This window comes from Burkholderia sp. GbtcB21 (assembly GCF_019091065.1).
Taxonomy (GTDB): domain Bacteria; phylum Pseudomonadota; class Gammaproteobacteria; order Burkholderiales; family Burkholderiaceae; genus Burkholderia; species Burkholderia pyrrocinia_C.
Map to the genome: position 1 here is coordinate 185,617 of NZ_JAGXKA010000007.1, position 17,707 is coordinate 203,323.

The following is a 17,707-nucleotide window of genomic DNA, read 5'->3' on the forward strand; positions in this document are numbered from 1 at the left end:
CGATCGCCAGCCCGATCTGCCGGCTCGGCTTCGCCGGCACGGTCATTGCGCGCCCCGCAGCCGGTAGCCGACACCGCGCATCACTTCGGGCATGCCCGGCGCACCGGCCTGTTCGAGCTTCCTGCGCAGCCTGCAGATGTGGCTGTCGATCGTGCGTTCCATCACACTCACATCGGCCATGCACGCATCGAGCAGTTCGCCGCGCGTGAAGACGCGGCTCGGCGATCTCGCCATGTACGCGAGCAGCCGGAATTCGGTCAGCGTTAGAGCAATCTGCACCTCGGCCGATTCCGTCCGCACGCGCGCCAGATAGCTTTCGGTGTCGATCTCCAGATCGCCGACGCGCAGCATGCGCGCGGTCGGTGGCTTGCCCGCGCGGCGCAGGATCGCGCGAAGCCGCGCGACGACCTCGGCCGGGTTGAACGGCTTGACGATGTAGTCGTCCGCGCCGGAGCGCAATGCCTGCAGCCGGTCGAGGTCTCGATCGAACGCGGTGATGACGACGACCGGCGTATTGCAGCGCCGCCGAAGCTCGGCGAGCACATCCCAGCCGTTCTTTTGCGGCATCTTCACGTCGAGCAGGATCAGGTCGGGCTTCAGGTGAGGTTGAACGTCGAGCACCGCCTGCCCGTCCGCGACGCGGTAGGTGCGAAAGCCGTCGTGCGTCAGGTACGAGTCGAGGATGTCGGAGATCTCGGGTTCATCTTCTGCAATCAGTATCAGGGAATTCGTCATTGGGTTTGCCGTGCGATGTCGAACCATCGGAGCAGCCCGTTGCCGGGCTGAATCGCGCTGCGCCGTTCCGCATGCCGCCGCGGAAGGCGCCGCGCCCGTCGTTCAGTTCTGCACCACGCTCGTTGAAGGTGCGACATCCTGTTCCGTCAGGCCGCCGCCGAGCGCCTTGTACAGCGCGACGGCATTGCCGAGCTCGCTGCGACGCAGGTCGAGCAGCGCCTGCCGTGCCGCATAGAGCTGCCGCTGCGAATCCAGCAACTCCAGCCGCCCCTCGACACCCGCGCGATAGCGCAGGTTCGACAGGTCGGTGCGGCGTTCGGCCGAGCTGACCACGCGCGTCTGCGCTTCGATCTGGTGGCCGAAGGTTTCGCGCCCGGCGAGGCCGTCGGCGACTTCGCGGAACGCGGTCTGGATCGAGCGTTCGTATTCGGCCACCGCGCTGGACTTGCGCACTTCCGCGAGGCGCAGCTCGGCGCGCAGCCGGCCGCCCTGGAAGATCGGCACCGAGACCTGCGGTGCGAAGCTCCACACGTTCTGGCCGCCGGCGAACAGGCTGCCCATCGCCGGGCTGAGGAAGCCGATCGACGAGGTCAGCGACAGGCGCGGGAAAAACGCGGCGCGCGCGGCGCCGATGTCCGCATTCGCGGCGACGAGATTCTGTTCGGCCTGCTGGATATCCGGGCGGCGGAACAGCAGTTCGGACGGCAGGCCGGCCGACAGTTGCGTCATCACCGGCTGTTGGTGCAGCGGCAGCGCGTCGGGCAGATCCTTCGGCGGCTCGGTGCCGAGCAGCAGGCGCAGCGCGTTGCGCGCCTGTTCGACGGCACGCGTGCGTGCTTCCAGATCGGCGGTGGCGCTCGCGACCTGGCCTTCGGCCTGCGCGATGTCGACACCGCTCGCCTGATGCGCTTCCTTGAGGCGTCGTGCGAGATCGAGCGACTGCTGCCAGTCGCCGAGCGTGCGCTCGGACAACCGGCGCTGCTCCTGGGCGAGGCGTTCCGCGAAATACGCGTCCGCCACCGCGCCGACGAGCGAGATCTGCACCGCGCGGCGGCCGTGATCGGTCGCGAGGTAGCGCGCGAATGCCGCATCCGACTGCGACTTCACGCGGCCGAACAGGTCGATCTCGAACGCGCTGATGCCGACGTTCACGCCGTACTGGGTTTGCGTCGTTTCGAACAGCGGCGGGTTCGACTGCGGGTCGGCCGCCGTGCGCTGGCGCGTGAAGTTCGCGCCGGCACCGATGGACGGCAGGCGCGCCGAGCGCTGAATGCCGTACTGCGCTTCGGCGGCGTCGACATTCAGCGCCGCGAGGCGCAGGTCGCGGTTGTTGTCGAGCGCGATCTCGATCAGGCGCTGCAGGCGGCGGTCGCCGAACATCGTGCGCCAGCCGAGATCGGCCGCGTTCGCGTGCTGATCGGCGGCCGCGGCGGCCGTGTAGGCCGTCGGCACCGGCATTGCCGGTTTGACCAGCGTCGGCGCCATCGAACACGCCGACAGGGCAAGGGCAAGAACGAGGGGAAGAACAAGCAATCGCATGGCATCAACCTTCCTGTCCGTGATTCGGGGTAGCAGGCTGCTTGCGGGAGGCCCGCCATGCGGAGATACGCTCCTGGATACTCATCACGAACACAAAGAAAACGGGGACGAAGAAAATGGCCAGCACGGTGGCGGTCACCATGCCGCCGAACACGCCGGTACCGATCGCGTGCTGCGTCTCGGCGCTCGCGCCGGTCGCGATCATCAGCGGGACGACGCCGAGGCCGAACGCGAGGGAGGTCATCAGGATCGGGCGCAGGCGCAGCTTCGACGCCTGCACGGCCGCTTCGATCAAGCCCTTGCCTTCGTCGCGCAACTGCTTCGCGAATTCGACGATCAGGATCGCGTTCTTTGCGGACAGGCCGATCACGGTGATCATCCCGACCTTGAAGAACACGTCGTTCGGCAATCCGCGCAGCAGCACCGCGCCGATTGCACCGATCAGGCCGAGCGGCACCACCAGCATCACCGACAGCGGAATCGACCAGCTCTCGTACAGCGCGGCCAGCACCAGGAACACGACGATCATCGACAGCACCATCAGCATCGGCGCCTGCGACGCCGACTGGCGTTCCTGCAGCGACTGCCCGGTCCATTCGACCGCGAAGCCGGGCGGCAATTGCGCGGCGAGACGCTCCATCTCGGCCATGGCCGCGCCGCTCGACTGGCCGGGTGCGGCACCGCCCGAAATACGCGCGGACGGGTAGCCCTGGAAGCGCACCATCTGCAGCGGCGTGTCGGTCCAGACCGGGCGGACCATTTCGGACAGCGGGACCATACCGCCGGCCGCGTTGCGCACGTAGAGCTTCATCACGTTGTCGATCTGCATGCGCGCCGGCGCATCGGCCTGGATGATCACCTGCTGCATGCGGCCCGCGTTCGGGAAGTCGTTCACGTAGGTCGAGCCCATCGCGGTCGACAGCGTGTCGCTGAGCGTCGTGAACGACACGCCGAGCGCTTGCGCCTTCGCACGATCGATCTCCAGGCGCACGCTCGTGCCGGCCGGCAGACTGTCCGGATACACGCCCGTCACGATCCTGCTTTGCGCGGCCAGTCCGAGCAGCTTCGCTTCGGCCGCCTTGAGCGCGGCCTCGCCCTGGTTGGCGCGGTCCTCGAGGCGCATCGTGAAGCCCGAGCTGTTGCCCATTTCGTCGATCGCCGGCGGCAGCAGGCTCATCACCGCACCTTCGGTCGCACCGGCCATCGCCTGCTGGGCGAGCATGCTTTCCTCGAGCGTCGACGAGCCGCCGCGGTTCTTCCAGTCCTTGAGCACCGCCCAGTTCAGCGCGGCGTTCGAGCCCTGGCCGGAGAAGCCGTAGCCCATCACGGAAATGTTCGACTGGATCGCAGCGCGGGAAGCAAGATGCCTCTCCAGCTTCTTGACGACGTCATGCGTGCGCTCGGTGGTCGCGTCGGCGGGCAGCAGGAAGCTGGTCATGAAGTAGCCCTGGTCCTCGTCGGGCAGGAACGACGACGGCAGGTTCTTGAAGCCGAACACCAGCGCGCCCGCGATCGCGACGAACAGCAGCATCATGCGACCCGTGCGGTGGACCAGGCGGCCGACGCGCGTCTCGTACCATTTCGTCAGGCGGTCGAAGCGGCGGTTGAACCAGCCGAAGAAGCCGCGCTTCTCGTGATGACCCGGTTCGAGCGGCTTGAGCATCGTCGCGCACAGGGCCGGCGTGAGCGTCAGCGCGAGCAGCGCCGAGAACAGGATCGACACGGCCATCGACAGCGTGAACTGCTTGTAGATCACGCCGACCGAGCCGCTCGACATGGCCATCGGAATGAACACGGCGGTCAGGACGAGCGTGATGCCGACGATGGCGCCCGTGATTTCCTTCATCGCCTTCGACGTCGCTTCCTTCGGCGACAGGCCTTCCTCGGCCATCAGGCGCTCGACGTTCTCGACGACGACGATCGCGTCGTCGACGATGATGCCGATTGCGAGCACCATGCCGAACATCGTCAGCACGTTGATCGAGAAGCCCGTCATCGCCATGATCGTGAACGTGCCGAGCATCGCGACCGGTGCGACGATGGCCGGAATCAGCGTGTAGCGTACGTTTTGCAGGAACAGGTACATCACGAGGAACACGAGCACCATCGCCTCGATCAGCGTGTGCAGCACCTTCTCGATCGAGATCTTGACGAACGGCGACGTATCGAACGGAATCGAGTAGGTCATGCCCGACGGCATCGCCTTGCTCAGTTCGGCCATCCGGGTACGCACGGCATCGGCGGTCTTCACCGCATTCGCGCCCGGCGAGAGCAGCACGCCGGCGAGGGTGGCCGGCTTGCCGTTCTCGCGGTTCACGAAGCCGTAACCCTGCGAGCCGAGCTCGACGCGAGCGACGTCGCCGAGCACTACCCTGGAGCCGTCCGCGTTCGCGCGCAGTACGACGGCCGCGAATTCTTCCGGCGTCGTGAGCTGGCCCTGGACGGTGAGCGGCACGCTCACGCGCTGGCCCGGCAGCGCGGGCGACGCGCCGAGGCTGCCCGGCGCGATCTGTACGTTCTGCTGGCCGATCGCGGTCGTCAGGTCGCTCATCGACAGGCCGTAGTCGATCAGCTTCTGCGGATTCACCCACACGCGCATCGCGCGTTCGGAGCCGAACAGCTGCACGCGGCCCACGCCGTCGATCCGGCGCAGCTCCTCGGCCACGCTGCGCGCCATGTAATCGCTGAGCGCGCCTTCGTCGAAGCGGCCGCTGTCGGAACGCAGGCCGACGAGCATCAGGAAGCCGGACGCCGCGGATTCCACGATCACGCCGTTCTGGCGCACGACCGACGGCAGGCGCGGCTCGACTGTCTTGAGCTTGTTCTGCACGTCGACCTGCGCCATCGCCGGATCGGTGCCGGGCTTGAACGTCACCGTGATCTGCGCGCTGCCGGACGTGTCGGCCGACGATTCGAAGTAAAGCAGGTTCTTGACGCCGGACAGTTCGCGTTCGATGAGGCTCAGCACGCCGTCGTTCATCGTCTGCGGCGTGGAGCCGGGGTAGGTTGCGGTAATCGTGACGGTCGGCGGCGCGACCGACGGATAGCGCGCGATCGGCAGTTGCGGGATCGCGATCAGCCCCATCAGGATGATGAAGAGGGCGATCACCCACGCAAAGACCGGGCGGCGGATAAAGAATTCAGCCATGAAAGGAGGCTCCCTGTGACTCAGTGCGCGGACGCGGTGGCGGCCGCGTCAGGCGACTTCCAGTCGGTTGCGGCGGTCGATGCGCCATCGATCAGGCGCTCCATGCCTTCGACGACGATCTTCTGCCCGGCCTGCAGGCCCGACTTGATGCGATAGCTGCGGTTCGTCAGCTCGCCGACTTCGACGGCCTTCAGATGTGCGGTGCCCTTCGCGTCGAGCACCCAGACCTGCGGTTTGCCGCCGGCGCGCACGATGGCCTGCTGCGGCACCGTCAGCGCGTTCGCGTAGTGCGCGCGCGGAATGCGGGCGCGCACGTACATGCCCGGCAGCAGTTGGCGCTTCGGGTTGTCGACCAGCACGCGCACCAGCACGTCGCCGGTGCCCGGGTCGACGTTGATGCCCGAGAACAGCATGCGGCCCTTCACGTCGTAGCGCGTGTCGTCGCCGCGCAGCACGTCGACCGGCAGGCCGTTGCCCGTGCTTTCCGGCTGCGACGCGAGCGCGCCGCGCAGCGATTCGAGCGACACGGCCGGCTGGCGCACGTCCACGTAGACCTGGTCGATCTGCTGGATGCGCGCCATCGGCTGGCTGTCGGTGCTGGCGACCAGCGCTCCCTCGGTCACGAGCGCCTGGTCGATGCGGCCGGTGATCGGGGCTTCCACCGCCGCGAATTTCAGGTCGAGCTGGCGGCGCGCGAGCGTCGCGCGGGCCTGGGCGACGTCGGCGGCCGCCTGGTCGCGCTGCGACACGGCGTCGTCGTACACCTGGCGGCTGATTGCATCGGCTTCGACGAGCGGCTTGAAGCGCGCCGTCTGCACCTTCGCGCGCTCGAGTGCGGCCTGCGCGCGCTGCAGCGACGCCGAGGCCGTATCCATGTCGGCCTTGAACGGCGCCGGATTGATCTGGAACAGCGGCTGGCCCGTACGCACTTCGGTGCCTTGCTCGAACAGCCGGCGCTGCACGATCCCGCTGACCTGCGGCCGGATCTCGGCGGTCCGCACGGCCGCGACACGGCCCGGCAGGTCTTCGGTCACGTCGAGGCGCGAGGCTGTCAGCGTCATCGCCGCAACCGGGGTGGCCGGTGCGGCGGCCTGCTGCTCGGAGGGCCCGCAACCCGCCAGCATCGCCGCCACCAGCGCGCATACGGCGCCGTAGCAGCATCGTTCTTGATTCTTCATAGCGACTCCAGGAAGCGCAGGCAGCCCACTGCCTGCTTTGACCGGGCGGAGTTTGCGTCGAATAGTTGGCGTCTTTGATGCGGAAAGATGGAGATTCGATGGAGCGGGCGAAAGGCGCGGAAATGAAGGTGTCGGCGGGCGTTGCAATGCTCTGGCGAATGGGCGATTGCTGCCGCCTGGGCGTGGCCGATCGCTATCTGGATCCGGCACTGGCGGCGCGCGATATCGAAGCGGATCTCGGCAGCGAATGGCGCGCCATTTCGCGGGTACGGGAGGTTCGATCGTAGCCGCGCTACTGTCCGGCACCGGCGCGCCGCAGCGCATCCGCGGCTTCCGTGTTGTCGTGCGTCAGCGCGAGCCGCAGCAGCGACTGGCCGCGCCGATCGACATGGTTCGGATTCGCGCCGTGCGCGACGAGTAGCGGGATCAGCTCGAAACGATTGAACAGCGTTGCGAACCCCAGCGCGGTTTCGCCGGCGCCGTTCGTCTGGTCGATCGGGCAACGCGTGTCGAGCAGGCGCCGCGCGATGTCGGGTTCGTTCTTGAAGAGAGCGCCCATCAGCGCCGTGTTGCCGTGGCGATCGCCGGCGCACGCGTTGGCGCCGGCCGACAGCAGGTAGTCGAGCGCGGCGGGCTGGCCGTCGTAGGACGCGAGTATCACGGCCGTATAGCCGCGGCTGTCGGTGGCGTCGATCGGATAACCGGCGTCGTGCAATGCATGCAGGATGTCGACGCGTCCGACGCGGGCCGCGTCGAACCAGTCGCCGTCATAACGGCGCAGCGCGGCGGGATCGGCTTTGGAATACGCCGGTTGGTCTGGAAGTTGCGCGCAGCCGGCGATCGCGGCCAGCGCCAGGGCCGTTGCGGTCGCGCGGATCGTGCGTGTCAGGCGTTCTGATCGCATGGGGATGTCCTGATGAAGGGGTAAGGTCGACGTGCGCGGCGCAACCCTGCACGTCGACGGCGACCGGAGTCGCGGGATCAGTTCTCGTTCAGCTTCGCCGCGAGCGACTGCACCTGCTGAACGTTCGCGTGAACGGCTTGCGCGAGACGCGTGCCGTAGTCGGCGTCGGCCTTGTAGAAGTACGACAGCATCGCGTACTGGTTGCGCGCGTTCGTCACCTTGCCGAGATCGCCGGACAGCGCGGTGATCAGGTCATCCTTGTCCTGCTGCGACAGGCCGCGGTAGTACTCGCCCGCCTGACGGAACAGCAGCTTCTTGCGGATCGCTTCCTGCTGCGTCGTTCCGGCGAGCGTCGTGCGTACGGACTTGTACTGCGGATCCTGCGCGAGCTCGTGCAGCGTCGACGGTTCGTAGTTCACCTCGCCCTTGCGGTCGCCGGCGTTCATCTTGCCGTCCTGGTTGTTGTTGACCACCGGTACGGCGGGCCGGTTGATCGGCAGGTCCATGTAGTTCGAGCCGAGCCGGTACAGCTGCGTGTCGGCGTACGCGAACAGGCGATCCTGCAACATCCGGTCTTCGGACGGCTCGATGCCCGGCACGAGCCGCGACGGCGCAAACGCCGATTCCTCGGTCGACTGGAAGTAGTTGTCGGGCACGCGGTTCAGCGTCATCGTGCCGATCTTGCGTTCAGGGACGCCGGTCCAGACCTTCGTGTCGTCCAGCGCATCGAAGTCGAAGCGGTTCAGGTCCTTCGGCGTGAGCACCTGCACGTACAGATCCCACTTCGGGTAGTCGCCTTGCTTCAGCGCGCCGTACAGGTCGTTCGTCATCATGTTCCAGTCGCGCCCGATCGACGCGGCGATGTCCTGCGGACGCAGGCCGTGCACGCCTTGCTGGCTTTTCCAGTGGAACTTCACGTAGTGCACGTCGCCGTGCGCATTGACGAACTTGAACGCATGCACGGCAAAGCCGTCCATGTGGCGATACGAATCGGGCATGCCGGCATTCGTGTACAGCATCGTCAGCATGTGCGTCGCTTCGGGCGTGTTCGCGAAGAAGTCGAATGCGAGGTTCGGATCCTGCACGCCGGTCACGGCGCTCGGCTTGTTCGCGTGAACGAAGTCGGGGAACTTGATGCCGTCGCGAATGAAGAACACGGGCCAGTTGATGCCGACCATGTCCCAGTTGCCCTGCTGCGTATAGAACTTCACCGCGAAGCCGCGCGGGTCGCGCGCCTGTTCGGGCGAGCCGCGGGAGCCCATCACGGTGGAGAACCGCACGAACACCGGCGTGCGGGTGCCAGGCGTGAAGACCTTCGCTTTCGTCAGGTCCGAGATGTCGGCGGTCGGCACGAACTCGCCGAATGCGCCGGTGCCGCGCGCATGCACGACACGTTCCGGAATGCGCTCGCGATCGAAGCGCTGCAGTTTCTCGATGAGCGCGGAGTCCTGCAGGAGCACGGGGCCGGCAGGGCCGGCCGTCTGCGAATTCTGGTTGTCGCCGACGGGCGCGCCCGAGTCCCGGGTGAGTTCGGCGGCGTAGGGAGACGCGGAGAACGCAACGCAGATTGCGGCGACTGCGTGTCTCAGCACGCGATGGGAGGATGAGGACATGACGATGGAACTCCTTGAATCCGATCGGTGGTGGGGAAACCGACTGAATTAGAAGAGATCGTCAGACGATTGGCTAATTGATATTGGATATGTTTTCGATAGCCGCGGCGTCGGTGCGGGGCGGGCCCGGTCGTTGCGGAAGAAACGAATAGTGTTGTGCGCGCAATGCGTTATTGCGCGGCGAATGATGCCGCGGTCGTGCATGTATCGCGCAGGCACCGTCAACCCGCGCCCGCCTGCCGTCCGAGCCCGAGGCTCTTCTGCAGCGACACGTAATCCTCGATCGGTTCGGCTTGCCCGGCAATCACGTTCTGCTGCGCGGATAGCGCTCCGCGTTGCGTATCGAGCAGGTCGATCATCGACGCGGCGCCCGCGCGATAGCGTTCGTCCGTCAGCGAGCGGGAATGCACGGCCGATGTTTGCACCATGGTGAGCGCAACGACGTCGGTGCCCATAGCGCTGCAGCGCGGTGTTCGCATCCTGCAGCGCGCCGAGCACCGCCTTCTGGTAATTCACTTTCGCTTCGTCGCGCGACGCTTCGGCCGAGCGCACCGCGTCGCGCGACGAAGCCCGCCGCGCGTTGACCGCCGCGCGCCGTTAGCCGCTGCCGGTCAGTTCGGCTTGCGCTCCGGTTCGCCGGCCGACGGCGGCCGGGCCGCCGTTGCGGCGGCATTGCCGTTGCGGGTGTTGCTGCCGCTTTCGCCTTCGTCCTCGCTTTCGCCGTTGCCTTCCGGCCGCGATCCATCGGCGTACGCAACGAGGCTGCGTTGCGGATTGGCGATCCGGATGCCGCGTTCGCGGAACGTCTCCGCGATCCGCCGGTTGAATTCACGCTGCACGCTCCAGCGCGTCGAGTCCGTGCACTGCATCTGCCCCGCGAGCGCAACGGCCGCGCCGTCGACCTGGTCGATGCCCCAGTAGCTGAAGTCGGACAGGATGCCGTCTTGGTACTTCGGATCGTCGCGCAATGCGGTGCCGATCTCCTTGAGCGTCGCGATTGCGCGATCGATGTCCTCGCCGTACGCGATGCTGACCTTGACGGCCGCGTTGCCGAGCCCGCGATTCGTATTGTTGACGGTCGTCACCGAGCTGAACGGAATCGTGTACAGCGACCCGTCGCCCGCGCGCAGCCGCACGGTGCGGATCGACAGGTATTCGACCGTGCCCGACACGCCGGCGAGCGTGACCCAGTCGCCGACCTGCATCGCGTTTTCCATCAGCAGGAAGATGCCGGTGATGAAATCCTGCACGAGCTTCTGCGAGCCGAAGCCGAGCGCGACGCCGAAGATGCTGGCGCCGGCCAGCAGCGGGCCGACGTTTACGCCGAGTTCGCTGAGGCCCGTCAGCACGACGACCAGCGCGATCATCACGAACAGCAGCGAGCGCAGCATCGGCAGCAGCGTGCGCAGCCGCGCCGCGCGCACGAGATTGCCTTCGCGGGTCCAGCGCTGCAGACGGCGCTCGATCGCGATGTTCGCGGCTTCCCATACGACGAGCGCGACGATGGCCGCGATCGCGATCGTCACCAGCGCCGACGCGAGCCGATGGCCGATCGTGCCGGTCTCGAACGCGCGGAAGATCGGCACGCCCCAGATCTGCAGCAACAGCACGACCGTCACGATGCCGAGCGCGCCCGATACGATCCGGCGCAGCAGCGGGTAGTAGCGGTACGCGTGCAGATGGACGAGCGTGCGGTCTTCGTCGCGGCGCTGGAACAGCCGCGCGAGCGCGCCGAACACGACGATCGACACGATCCGCATGCCGATCATCGCGGCGATCGAACGGCCGCCGAGCGTGATCAGCACGCGGTAGCCGTTGTGGACGTCGAGCGCCCACACGAACCACAGCGCCATCACGATGAATACCGACACGGGCGCCCAGGCGTCCGCGAGCGCGTTGCCGATTACCGCGAAGGTCGGCCGGTCCGCGCCGGCTGCACGGATCCGCGCGGCGACCGGCCGGCGGCACTGCAGGATCAGCGCCGCGATCATCACGTGCCCGACGAGCGCGACCGCTTTCAGCAGCGCGACGTGACCGGCCTCGCTGAGGCCGATGTTCGCGGCGATCTCGACCGCGGCCGTGCACACGCCGACCACGATCACGATCCGCGCGATCGAGCGTTGCGCGAAGTCGGCCCATGCATCGCTGATGTGCAGCAGCCGCAATTGCCGCGCATCGGGCTGGAAGAACAGCCGGCTGACGATCGTGACGAGCCGTCCGATCACGTAGATGTCGATCAGCGATTCGAGCGCGGATTCGATCGGCGTGCCTGCGTCGCCGACCATCGACATCGTCAGGCTCGCGACGCCGACGAATACGAGCAGTGGCACCGCGCGCAGCGCGAGGCTGACGAGCGCGCGCGGCATCCGGTGCAGCAGCGTGGTGTGGCGCTGCGCGTCGCCGCGACCTTGCGATGATGTGGGTGCGGTGTCGGGAGCGTGGGCGGCGTCGGGCGGAGCGGATGATTCCGGCGGCGGCGCGTTGTCGTCGTCGGACGTGACGGCATCGGGCGCGGTGCCGTGCGCCGAGTCGGCGCGCCGTGCGGCCAGCGCGGCCAGCGCGCGCCGCAGCAGCCGCTTCGCGAACCATTCGAACAGGAACGCGGGCACGAGCACGGCGACGATGATCCAGATCGCGCGAGAGAGATCGGCGCGCCCGTCGGCGCGCACCAGCTTGTCATGCCACCAGCTTCCGACCGAGCCGACATCGAGCAGCGAGCGCAGCGATTCCTTCAGCGCGCTGCCGATTTCGGTGGTCCAGCGCGCGCCCTGGCGGACGAGCATCGACGCGAGCCCGTTCGACGTGAGCGCGGCAGGCGCGGCGGCAGCCGACGCGCCGCTGGCCGCAGCCGCTTCGCTTGCCGTGACCGCGGGCGCGCTCAATGCGCCGACGGCCGCGATCGCACGCAGCGTCGTTTCGACCTGGGCGCGATCGCGCGGGTTTTCGAGCACGTCGAGTGCCTGCCGGGCCTGTTGCGGCGTCAGCGCGGGCGCAGTGCCGGAAGCGGCCGACGCGGCGGCCGGTGCGGGAGCGGCCGCATGCGCGGCCGAGACGACGGCGGCAAGTAGCCAGCCGAGGAGGAAATGTCGCATGGGTAGGCATGCGGGCGCGCATCGGCGCGCGGCCCGCGGAGCTGAACGATGGACGGAAGTTAACATGATCGCGATCGGAACCGAATAGTTCCATCGACGAATATTCAAATCGGGCATGCGCGAGGCGGCGCGGGCGTTTGCGGCTTGTTCGTGCCTGTAGACAGTCCGATATGCGGACACGTCCTTTTTATCGAATCGTAAGCGTCCTGTAACACGTGCTTGTTGGTGCCCCGGCGTGCAGATGTGGACCGGGAACGGTTTTTGAACGTGAATGGTGCGTCGTTACGCGAGCGTTCGCCCGATCGTGAACAAACGACGATCATCGCGACACGCACGTCGCATCTGATGGTTTCGTATTCCTGAAGAATCACGACTGCGCGTCGTGAAAAAACGGCAGCACATGCTCGGCGAGTTCTTCGATGACCTCGCGCACGGGCCGGTCCGCTCCCGGATTCAGCGTGACGTGATGCGTGCCCGCCGCGCGCATGTCCCGCAGGATGTCGACCAATGCGCGGCGTCCGGTGGCATAACCGAGCGGCAGCGCGGTGGCCGGCGCGTCGGGATGCGCGGCGAGGTCGAGCCGCATCGACACGCCGAACGCACGCAAGGCCGGCGACGCGAGCCGGTCGACCGCAGCGCGCCACATCGAATAACGGGCGCGCTGCGTGTCTGGATCGCGGTGGTACGTCATCCAGCCGATCGAGTGCCGTGCGATCCAGTCGACGCTCTGTCCGCCCGAGCCGACCGCGAGCATCGGCACCGCGTCGCCGCCGCGCGGCAGCAGCGTGAATTCAGGCGCGTCGGGCGGCGCTTCGTCGGGCAGCACGCGCGACGGCACGCCGAGCGCGGTCGCAACGACGTCCCAGTGTGCGCGATAGCGGTCGCGCCGCGTTTCCGCATCGACGCCGAACGCCGCGTATTCAGGCGGCCGGTCGCCGGAGCCGAGCCCGAGGATGAAGCGTCCGCCCGACAGCGTCGCGACCGACAGCGCGCCTTTCGCGATATGCAGCGGATGACGCAGCGGCAGCACGATCGCGCCGCTGGCGAGCGCGATCCGGCGCGTGCGTGACGCCAGTGCGCCGAGCAGCACCCACGGGTCGAGGTGGCCGACCGGGTCGGGATAGTCGGCGCTGTTCAGCGGCACGTCGCGAATCCACAGTGCGCGAAAGCCGAGCGTATCGGCAAGCGCCGCGAGTTCGAGCTGTTCGTTGAAGTCGGCGACGATATTGCCGCTGCGAAGCAGCGGCAGCGTGAGGCCGATCGACAACTGTCCGGCCGAAAAGACGCGGCGTGCGACGTCGGCGCGGGCGGGGGCGTGCGTGGTCATGTCGAATCCCTGGAGGCGGTGCAAGGCGGACGCGCGGCGGGTTTCCGGGCAGGCGGCGCGAAGCCGCGCGCTGCAAGGCCAGGCGCACGCGTCGGTTCAGGCGCGTGCAGCCGCCGTCGGGCGATTGTAAGGCGATAGGCGGCGGCGCGCAGATGCAACGCCCCCGATGCCCGTCGGGGCTGCGCCCGGACGGCCCGATGGCGAGCCCGGCCGGCGTCGGTCGGGCCGCGTTCCGTGTTTCAGTTCCGAAACATTCGCGCTTTTTGCCGGTGCGCGATTCGCACCGACGGCATTTCGGCGGCCCGCGCGGCCTTGCGGCATGAAGCATGGTGCGCTCCTTGCATATCTGTGCGTGCCGTGAGTGCGATCGCAGGCGCAGTCGACCCGGCGATCGCTTCAGTGGGTCGGACGTATCGAATACGGGGACAAGAGAATGAAAAGAGACCGAACCGCAACATGTCATGTTGCAAATATGAATCGCCGACCTGCCAGGGTATTCGCTTCGCCGTTGATCGCGGCGACGTGAGCGCACGGCTTTCCGTTCCATCCGAGTAATCGGGTTCGTTCCGAACGACGACGTGCATGTGTGACGCACGAGGCCGACCGGTGCCGGTCGGCCGTCGGGGATGAACTGCGAATGCATGCGGATGGCCCCGGCCTTGATCCCGGATCGTCATTTCGCGGCGCAACGCGAGTCGTCGCGCGGCGGATGCGTTCGCGCGCCGTGCATTGCGTCGGCGTGACGGGCCCGAAGAACCGGATCGCACGGGAAAGCCGGTGGCGCAACGATGCGTGCGGCATCGCGGAACACGCGTAGTCCAGGGGAAGCGTTCGCCATTCTCAGCGCGGCGGACGCCGCAATATTGTGCTGTCAGTTGATCCACTACCCCGATGGATCAATTGTTGAAGCGCCCATCGCCGAGCGGCGATGGGCGTCTTTTTTTGTGCGCGGGTTTGCCGTGCGTGGCGCCGGCCGGATCGCGCGGCGTTCTGTATCATGTGCTGGCGCGCGGGCCGCTCGTGCGGTCGCACGGCTGGCCGGCGCGCCCGCTCACGCGTTGCCAACATGAACGATCAAGCCTTGCACGACCCCTTATCCGCCTGTGTCGAGCCGACCGCGCTCGACGCGCTGCACACGTTTGTCGAGCGTCATCCGCGCCTGCTCGTGCTGACCGGCGCGGGCATCAGCACCGATTCCGGCATTCCCGGCTATCGCGACCGTAATGGCCAATGGATGCGCTCGCCGCCGATCCAGCTCCACGAATTCCTCGGCTCCGACGCGGCGCGGCGACGCTACTGGGCGCGCAGCATGATCGGCTGGCCCGTCGTTGGCCGCGCGCAGCCGAACCGGTCGCACGACGCGCTGGCGCGGCTCGGCCGCGCAGGCCGGATCGAGCGCCTCGTCACGCAGAATGTCGACGGCCTGCATCAGCGCGCGGGCAGCGACGACGTGATCGAGCTGCACGGCGGGATCAACGGCGTGACGTGCCTCGAATGCGGCGCGCATCATGCGCGCGCGACGATCCAGACCGTGCTCGAAGCCGACAATCCCGAACTGCTGGGCGCGCAGGCCGAGCCGGCCGCCGACGGCGACGCGCACCTCGAATGGGCCGCGCTCGACACGTTCCGCATCCCGGCGTGCCCCGTGTGCGGCGGCCTGCTGAAGCCGGCGGTCGTGTTCTTCGGCGAAAACGTGCCGCGCGAGCGCGTGACGCTGGCCGCGCAGGCGCTCGATGCGGCCGATGCATTGCTCGTCGTCGGGTCGTCGCTGATGGTGTATTCCGGGTACCGCTTCTGCGTGTGGGCGCAGGCGCAGCACAAGCCGGTCGCCGCGCTCAATCTCGGCCATACGCGCGCCGATCCGATGCTGACGCTGAAGGTCGAGGCGCAGTGCGCACCGGCGCTCGACGCACTGACTGCGCGGCTGGGCCTCGCGCGCAACGCACCGGAGCACGCATCGTGAGCGGCCCGACAGCTTCGCCCGATCCGTCCGCGCGGCTCTCGGCGCCGGCGGCCGAACGCAATCGCGGGCCGATCCTCGACGTGTTGCGCCGCGTGCTGCCGGCGACCGGCAGCGTGCTCGAAATCGCGAGCGGCACGGGGCAGCACGTCGTCCATTTCGCGCAGGCGTTGCCGGGCCTGCGCTGGCAGCCGAGCGATCCCGACGCGCACGCGCGGCGCTCGATCGCCGCGTGGATCGCGCATGCGGGCGTCGCGAACGTCGCCGGGCCGCTCGCGTTCGACGTGCGCGACGCGTCGTGGCCGGTCGACGCGCTCGACGCGATCGTCTGCATCAACATGATTCACATCTCGCCGTGGGCCTGCACCGACGCGCTGTTCGCGGGCGCGTCGCGGCTGCTGCGGCCGGGCGGCGTGCTGTTCCTGTACGGCCCGTATCGTCGCGAGGGCCGGCATACGGCGCCGTCGAACGAAGCGTTCGACCTGCAGTTGCGAAGCCGCGACCCGTCTTGGGGCGTGCGCGATCTCGAGACTGTCGTCGCGCTCGGACTCGATCGCGGGCTCGACTGCATCGAGGTCGTCGAGATGCCGGCGAACAACCTGAGCGTCGTGTTCCGGCGGCTTCCGCACGCGGAGCAATGACACGCAAGCGCGCATCGCCGCCGGGTTTCCACTATCCTTTCGCCTGTGCGCGCGGCCCGGGTCGGGTCGCGCCCTGTTTTTTCCGGAGAATTGACTAATGGGCAAACAAGCAATCGGTGTGATCGGACTCGCGGTGATGGGCCGCAATCTCGCACTCAATATCGAGAGCCGCGGTTATGCGGTGTCGGTGTACAACCGCAGCCGCGAGAAAACCGACGAACTGATCGCCGAATTCCCCGGCCGCAATCTGGTGCCGACCTACACGCTCGAGGAATTCGTCGCATCGCTCGAAACGCCGCGCCGGATCCTGATGATGGTGAAGGCAGGCGAGGCGACCGATGCGACGATCGCGTCGCTCAAGCCGTTGCTCGAGAAGGGCGACGTGCTGATCGACGGCGGCAATACGCACTTCACCGACACGATCCGCCGCAACCAGGAACTCGCGCAATCGGGCCTGCATTTCATCGGCACCGGCGTGTCGGGCGGCGAAGAGGGCGCGCTGCGCGGCCCGTCGATCATGCCCGGCGGCCAGCGCGACGCGTACGACCTCGTCGAGCCGATCCTCAAGCAGATCGCCGCGAAGGCACCGTCGGACGGCGAGCCGTGCGTCGCGTACATGGGCCCGGATGGCGCGGGCCACTACGTGAAGATGGTTCACAACGGCATCGAATACGGCGACATGCAATTGATCGCCGAAAGCTACTCGGTGCTGAAGAACGTCGCAGGCCTGACCAACGACGAGCTCGGCGCGGTGTACACCGAATGGAACCAGGGCGAGCTCGACAGCTACCTGATCGAGATCACGTCGAAGATCTTCGGCAAGAAGGACGAAGAGACCGGCAAGCACCTCGTCGACGTGATCCTCGATCGCGCCGCGCAGAAGGGCACCGGCAAGTGGACGAGCCAGAACGCGCTGGATCTCGGCGTGCCGCTGCCGCTCATCACGGAATCGGTGTTCGCGCGCGTGCTGTCGTCGCTGAAGACCGAGCGCGTCGCGGCCAGCAAGATCCTGTCGGGCCCGACTGAAGCGCCGTTCGACGGCGATCGCGCCGCGTTCGTCGAAGCGGTGCGCCGTGCGCTGTACCTGAGCAAGGTGATCTCGTACGCGCAGGGCTTCGCGCAGCTGCGCACGGCGTCCGAAGAGTACGGCTGGAATCTCGACCTCGGGACGATCGCGAAGATCTTCCGCGCGGGCTGCATCATCCGCGCGCGCTTCCTGCAGAAGATCACGGAGGCTTACGCGAAGGATCCGGCGCTCGCGAACCTGCTGCTCGATCCGTACTTCCAGGACATCGCAGCGAACTACCAGGCATCGCTGCGCGACGTCGTGGTCGCCGCGGTGAAGGCCGGCGTGCCGGTGCCGGCGTTCGCGTCGGCGGTCGCGTACTTCGACAGCTACCGTTCCGAGCGGCTGCCGGCGAACCTCGTGCAGGCACAGCGCGACTTCTTCGGCGCGCACACGTTCGAGCGCACCGACAAGCCGGGCAGCTTCCACGCGAACTGGTCGTAACCGGCCCGCGGGCGCATTGTTGCGAAAATCTATTCTTTGAATAGGGTTTTTCTATCCCGG

At 67.4% G+C, this 17,707-nt stretch carries 11 protein-coding genes and 2 pseudogenes; 4 read left to right on the plus strand and 9 right to left on the minus strand.

Translation table 11 applies throughout. From position 1 onward, the window contains the following. Positions 1–42: 42 nt before the first annotated feature. The 4 genes from KVT39_RS18270 to KVT39_RS18285 all read right to left on the minus strand — a co-directional run bounded on the left by KVT39_RS18270 (position 43) and on the right by KVT39_RS18285 (position 6,600). Positions 43–735, minus strand: coding sequence for a response regulator (locus tag KVT39_RS18270; protein WP_131949336.1), 693 nt, complete (start codon positions 733–735; stop codon positions 43–45). Between the two features lie 102 nt (positions 736–837). Further along, positions 838–2,274 (minus strand): efflux transporter outer membrane subunit, encoded by a 1,437-nt coding sequence (locus tag KVT39_RS18275; RefSeq protein ID WP_217589916.1) that lies wholly within the window; start codon positions 2,272–2,274, stop codon positions 838–840. A 4-nt stretch (positions 2,275–2,278) separates the two neighbouring features. Then, complete coding sequence (locus tag KVT39_RS18280) at positions 2,279–5,422, minus strand: multidrug efflux RND transporter permease subunit (RefSeq protein WP_217589917.1); 3,144 nt, start codon at positions 5,420–5,422, stop codon at positions 2,279–2,281. A 20-nt stretch (positions 5,423–5,442) separates the two neighbouring features. Further along, positions 5,443–6,600: an efflux RND transporter periplasmic adaptor subunit gene (locus tag KVT39_RS18285; RefSeq protein ID WP_131949333.1), complete on the minus strand. Its 1,158-nt coding sequence runs from the start codon at positions 6,598–6,600 to the stop codon at positions 5,443–5,445. Between the two features lie 164 nt (positions 6,601–6,764). Here KVT39_RS18285 and KVT39_RS18290 point away from each other — a divergent pair. Then, a pseudogene (locus tag KVT39_RS18290) lies at positions 6,765–6,851 on the plus strand (APH(3') family aminoglycoside O-phosphotransferase); the annotation flags it as partial. Between the two features lie 41 nt (positions 6,852–6,892). Here KVT39_RS18290 and KVT39_RS18295 read toward each other — a convergent pair. From KVT39_RS18295 to KVT39_RS18315, 5 genes and pseudogenes are all read right to left on the minus strand, one after another. Next, positions 6,893–7,504 (minus strand): ankyrin repeat domain-containing protein, encoded by a 612-nt coding sequence (locus tag KVT39_RS18295; RefSeq protein ID WP_217589918.1) that lies wholly within the window; start codon positions 7,502–7,504, stop codon positions 6,893–6,895. A 77-nt stretch (positions 7,505–7,581) separates the two neighbouring features. Further along, complete coding sequence (locus KVT39_RS18300; RefSeq protein ID WP_175748692.1) at positions 7,582–9,117, minus strand: catalase; 1,536 nt, start codon at positions 9,115–9,117, stop codon at positions 7,582–7,584. Between the two features lie 221 nt (positions 9,118–9,338). Then, a pseudogene (locus KVT39_RS18305) lies at positions 9,339–9,681 on the minus strand (TolC family protein); the annotation flags it as partial. A gap of 47 nt (positions 9,682–9,728) precedes the next feature. Then, complete coding sequence (locus KVT39_RS18310; RefSeq protein WP_217589919.1) at positions 9,729–12,209, minus strand: mechanosensitive ion channel family protein; 2,481 nt, start codon at positions 12,207–12,209, stop codon at positions 9,729–9,731. 367 nt (positions 12,210–12,576) lie between these two features. Then, a complete protein-coding gene (locus KVT39_RS18315; protein WP_217589920.1) occupies positions 12,577–13,536 on the minus strand; it encodes an LLM class oxidoreductase in 960 nt (319 codons plus the stop codon). Positions 13,537–14,602: 1,066 nt separating this feature from the next. On the opposite strand from KVT39_RS18315, the gene KVT39_RS18320 reads away from it, so the two are divergent. From KVT39_RS18320 to gndA, 3 genes are all read left to right on the plus strand, one after another. Continuing rightward, positions 14,603–15,499 carry an NAD-dependent protein deacetylase gene (locus KVT39_RS18320; protein WP_217589921.1) on the plus strand — a complete coding sequence of 299 codons (897 nt, stop codon included), beginning with the start codon at positions 14,603–14,605 and terminating at the stop codon, positions 15,497–15,499. Next, positions 15,496–16,137, plus strand: coding sequence for a DUF938 domain-containing protein (locus tag KVT39_RS18325; RefSeq protein WP_217589922.1), 642 nt, complete (start codon positions 15,496–15,498; stop codon positions 16,135–16,137). The genes KVT39_RS18320 and KVT39_RS18325 overlap by 4 nt, the downstream gene beginning before the upstream one ends. Before the next feature lie 97 nt (positions 16,138–16,234). Further along, complete coding sequence (gene gndA, locus KVT39_RS18330) at positions 16,235–17,647, plus strand: NADP-dependent phosphogluconate dehydrogenase (protein ID WP_034180038.1); 1,413 nt, start codon at positions 16,235–16,237, stop codon at positions 17,645–17,647. Positions 17,648–17,707: the final 60 nt, after the last annotated feature.

Excerpts from the sequence above, each read along its gene's own strand:
- KVT39_RS18270 (WP_131949336.1), bottom strand. The coding sequence starts at position 735 with ATGACGAATTCCCTGATACTGATTGCAGAAGATGAACCCGAGATCTCC.
- KVT39_RS18275 (WP_217589916.1), bottom strand. The coding sequence starts at position 2,274 with ATGCGATTGCTTGTTCTTCCCCTCGTTCTTGCCCTTGCCCTGTCGGCG.
- KVT39_RS18280 (WP_217589917.1), bottom strand. The coding sequence starts at position 5,422 with ATGGCTGAATTCTTTATCCGCCGCCCGGTCTTTGCGTGGGTGATCGCC.
- KVT39_RS18285 (WP_131949333.1), bottom strand. The coding sequence starts at position 6,600 with ATGAAGAATCAAGAACGATGCTGCTACGGCGCCGTATGCGCGCTGGTG.
- KVT39_RS18295 (WP_217589918.1), bottom strand. The coding sequence starts at position 7,504 with ATGCGATCAGAACGCCTGACACGCACGATCCGCGCGACCGCAACGGCC.
- KVT39_RS18300 (WP_175748692.1), bottom strand. The coding sequence starts at position 9,117 with ATGTCCTCATCCTCCCATCGCGTGCTGAGACACGCAGTCGCCGCAATC.
- KVT39_RS18310 (WP_217589919.1), bottom strand. The coding sequence starts at position 12,209 with ATGCGACATTTCCTCCTCGGCTGGCTACTTGCCGCCGTCGTCTCGGCC.
- KVT39_RS18315 (WP_217589920.1), bottom strand. The coding sequence starts at position 13,536 with ATGACCACGCACGCCCCCGCCCGCGCCGACGTCGCACGCCGCGTCTTT.
- KVT39_RS18320 (WP_217589921.1), top strand. The coding sequence starts at position 14,603 with ATGAACGATCAAGCCTTGCACGACCCCTTATCCGCCTGTGTCGAGCCG.
- gndA (WP_034180038.1), top strand. The coding sequence starts at position 16,235 with ATGGGCAAACAAGCAATCGGTGTGATCGGACTCGCGGTGATGGGCCGC.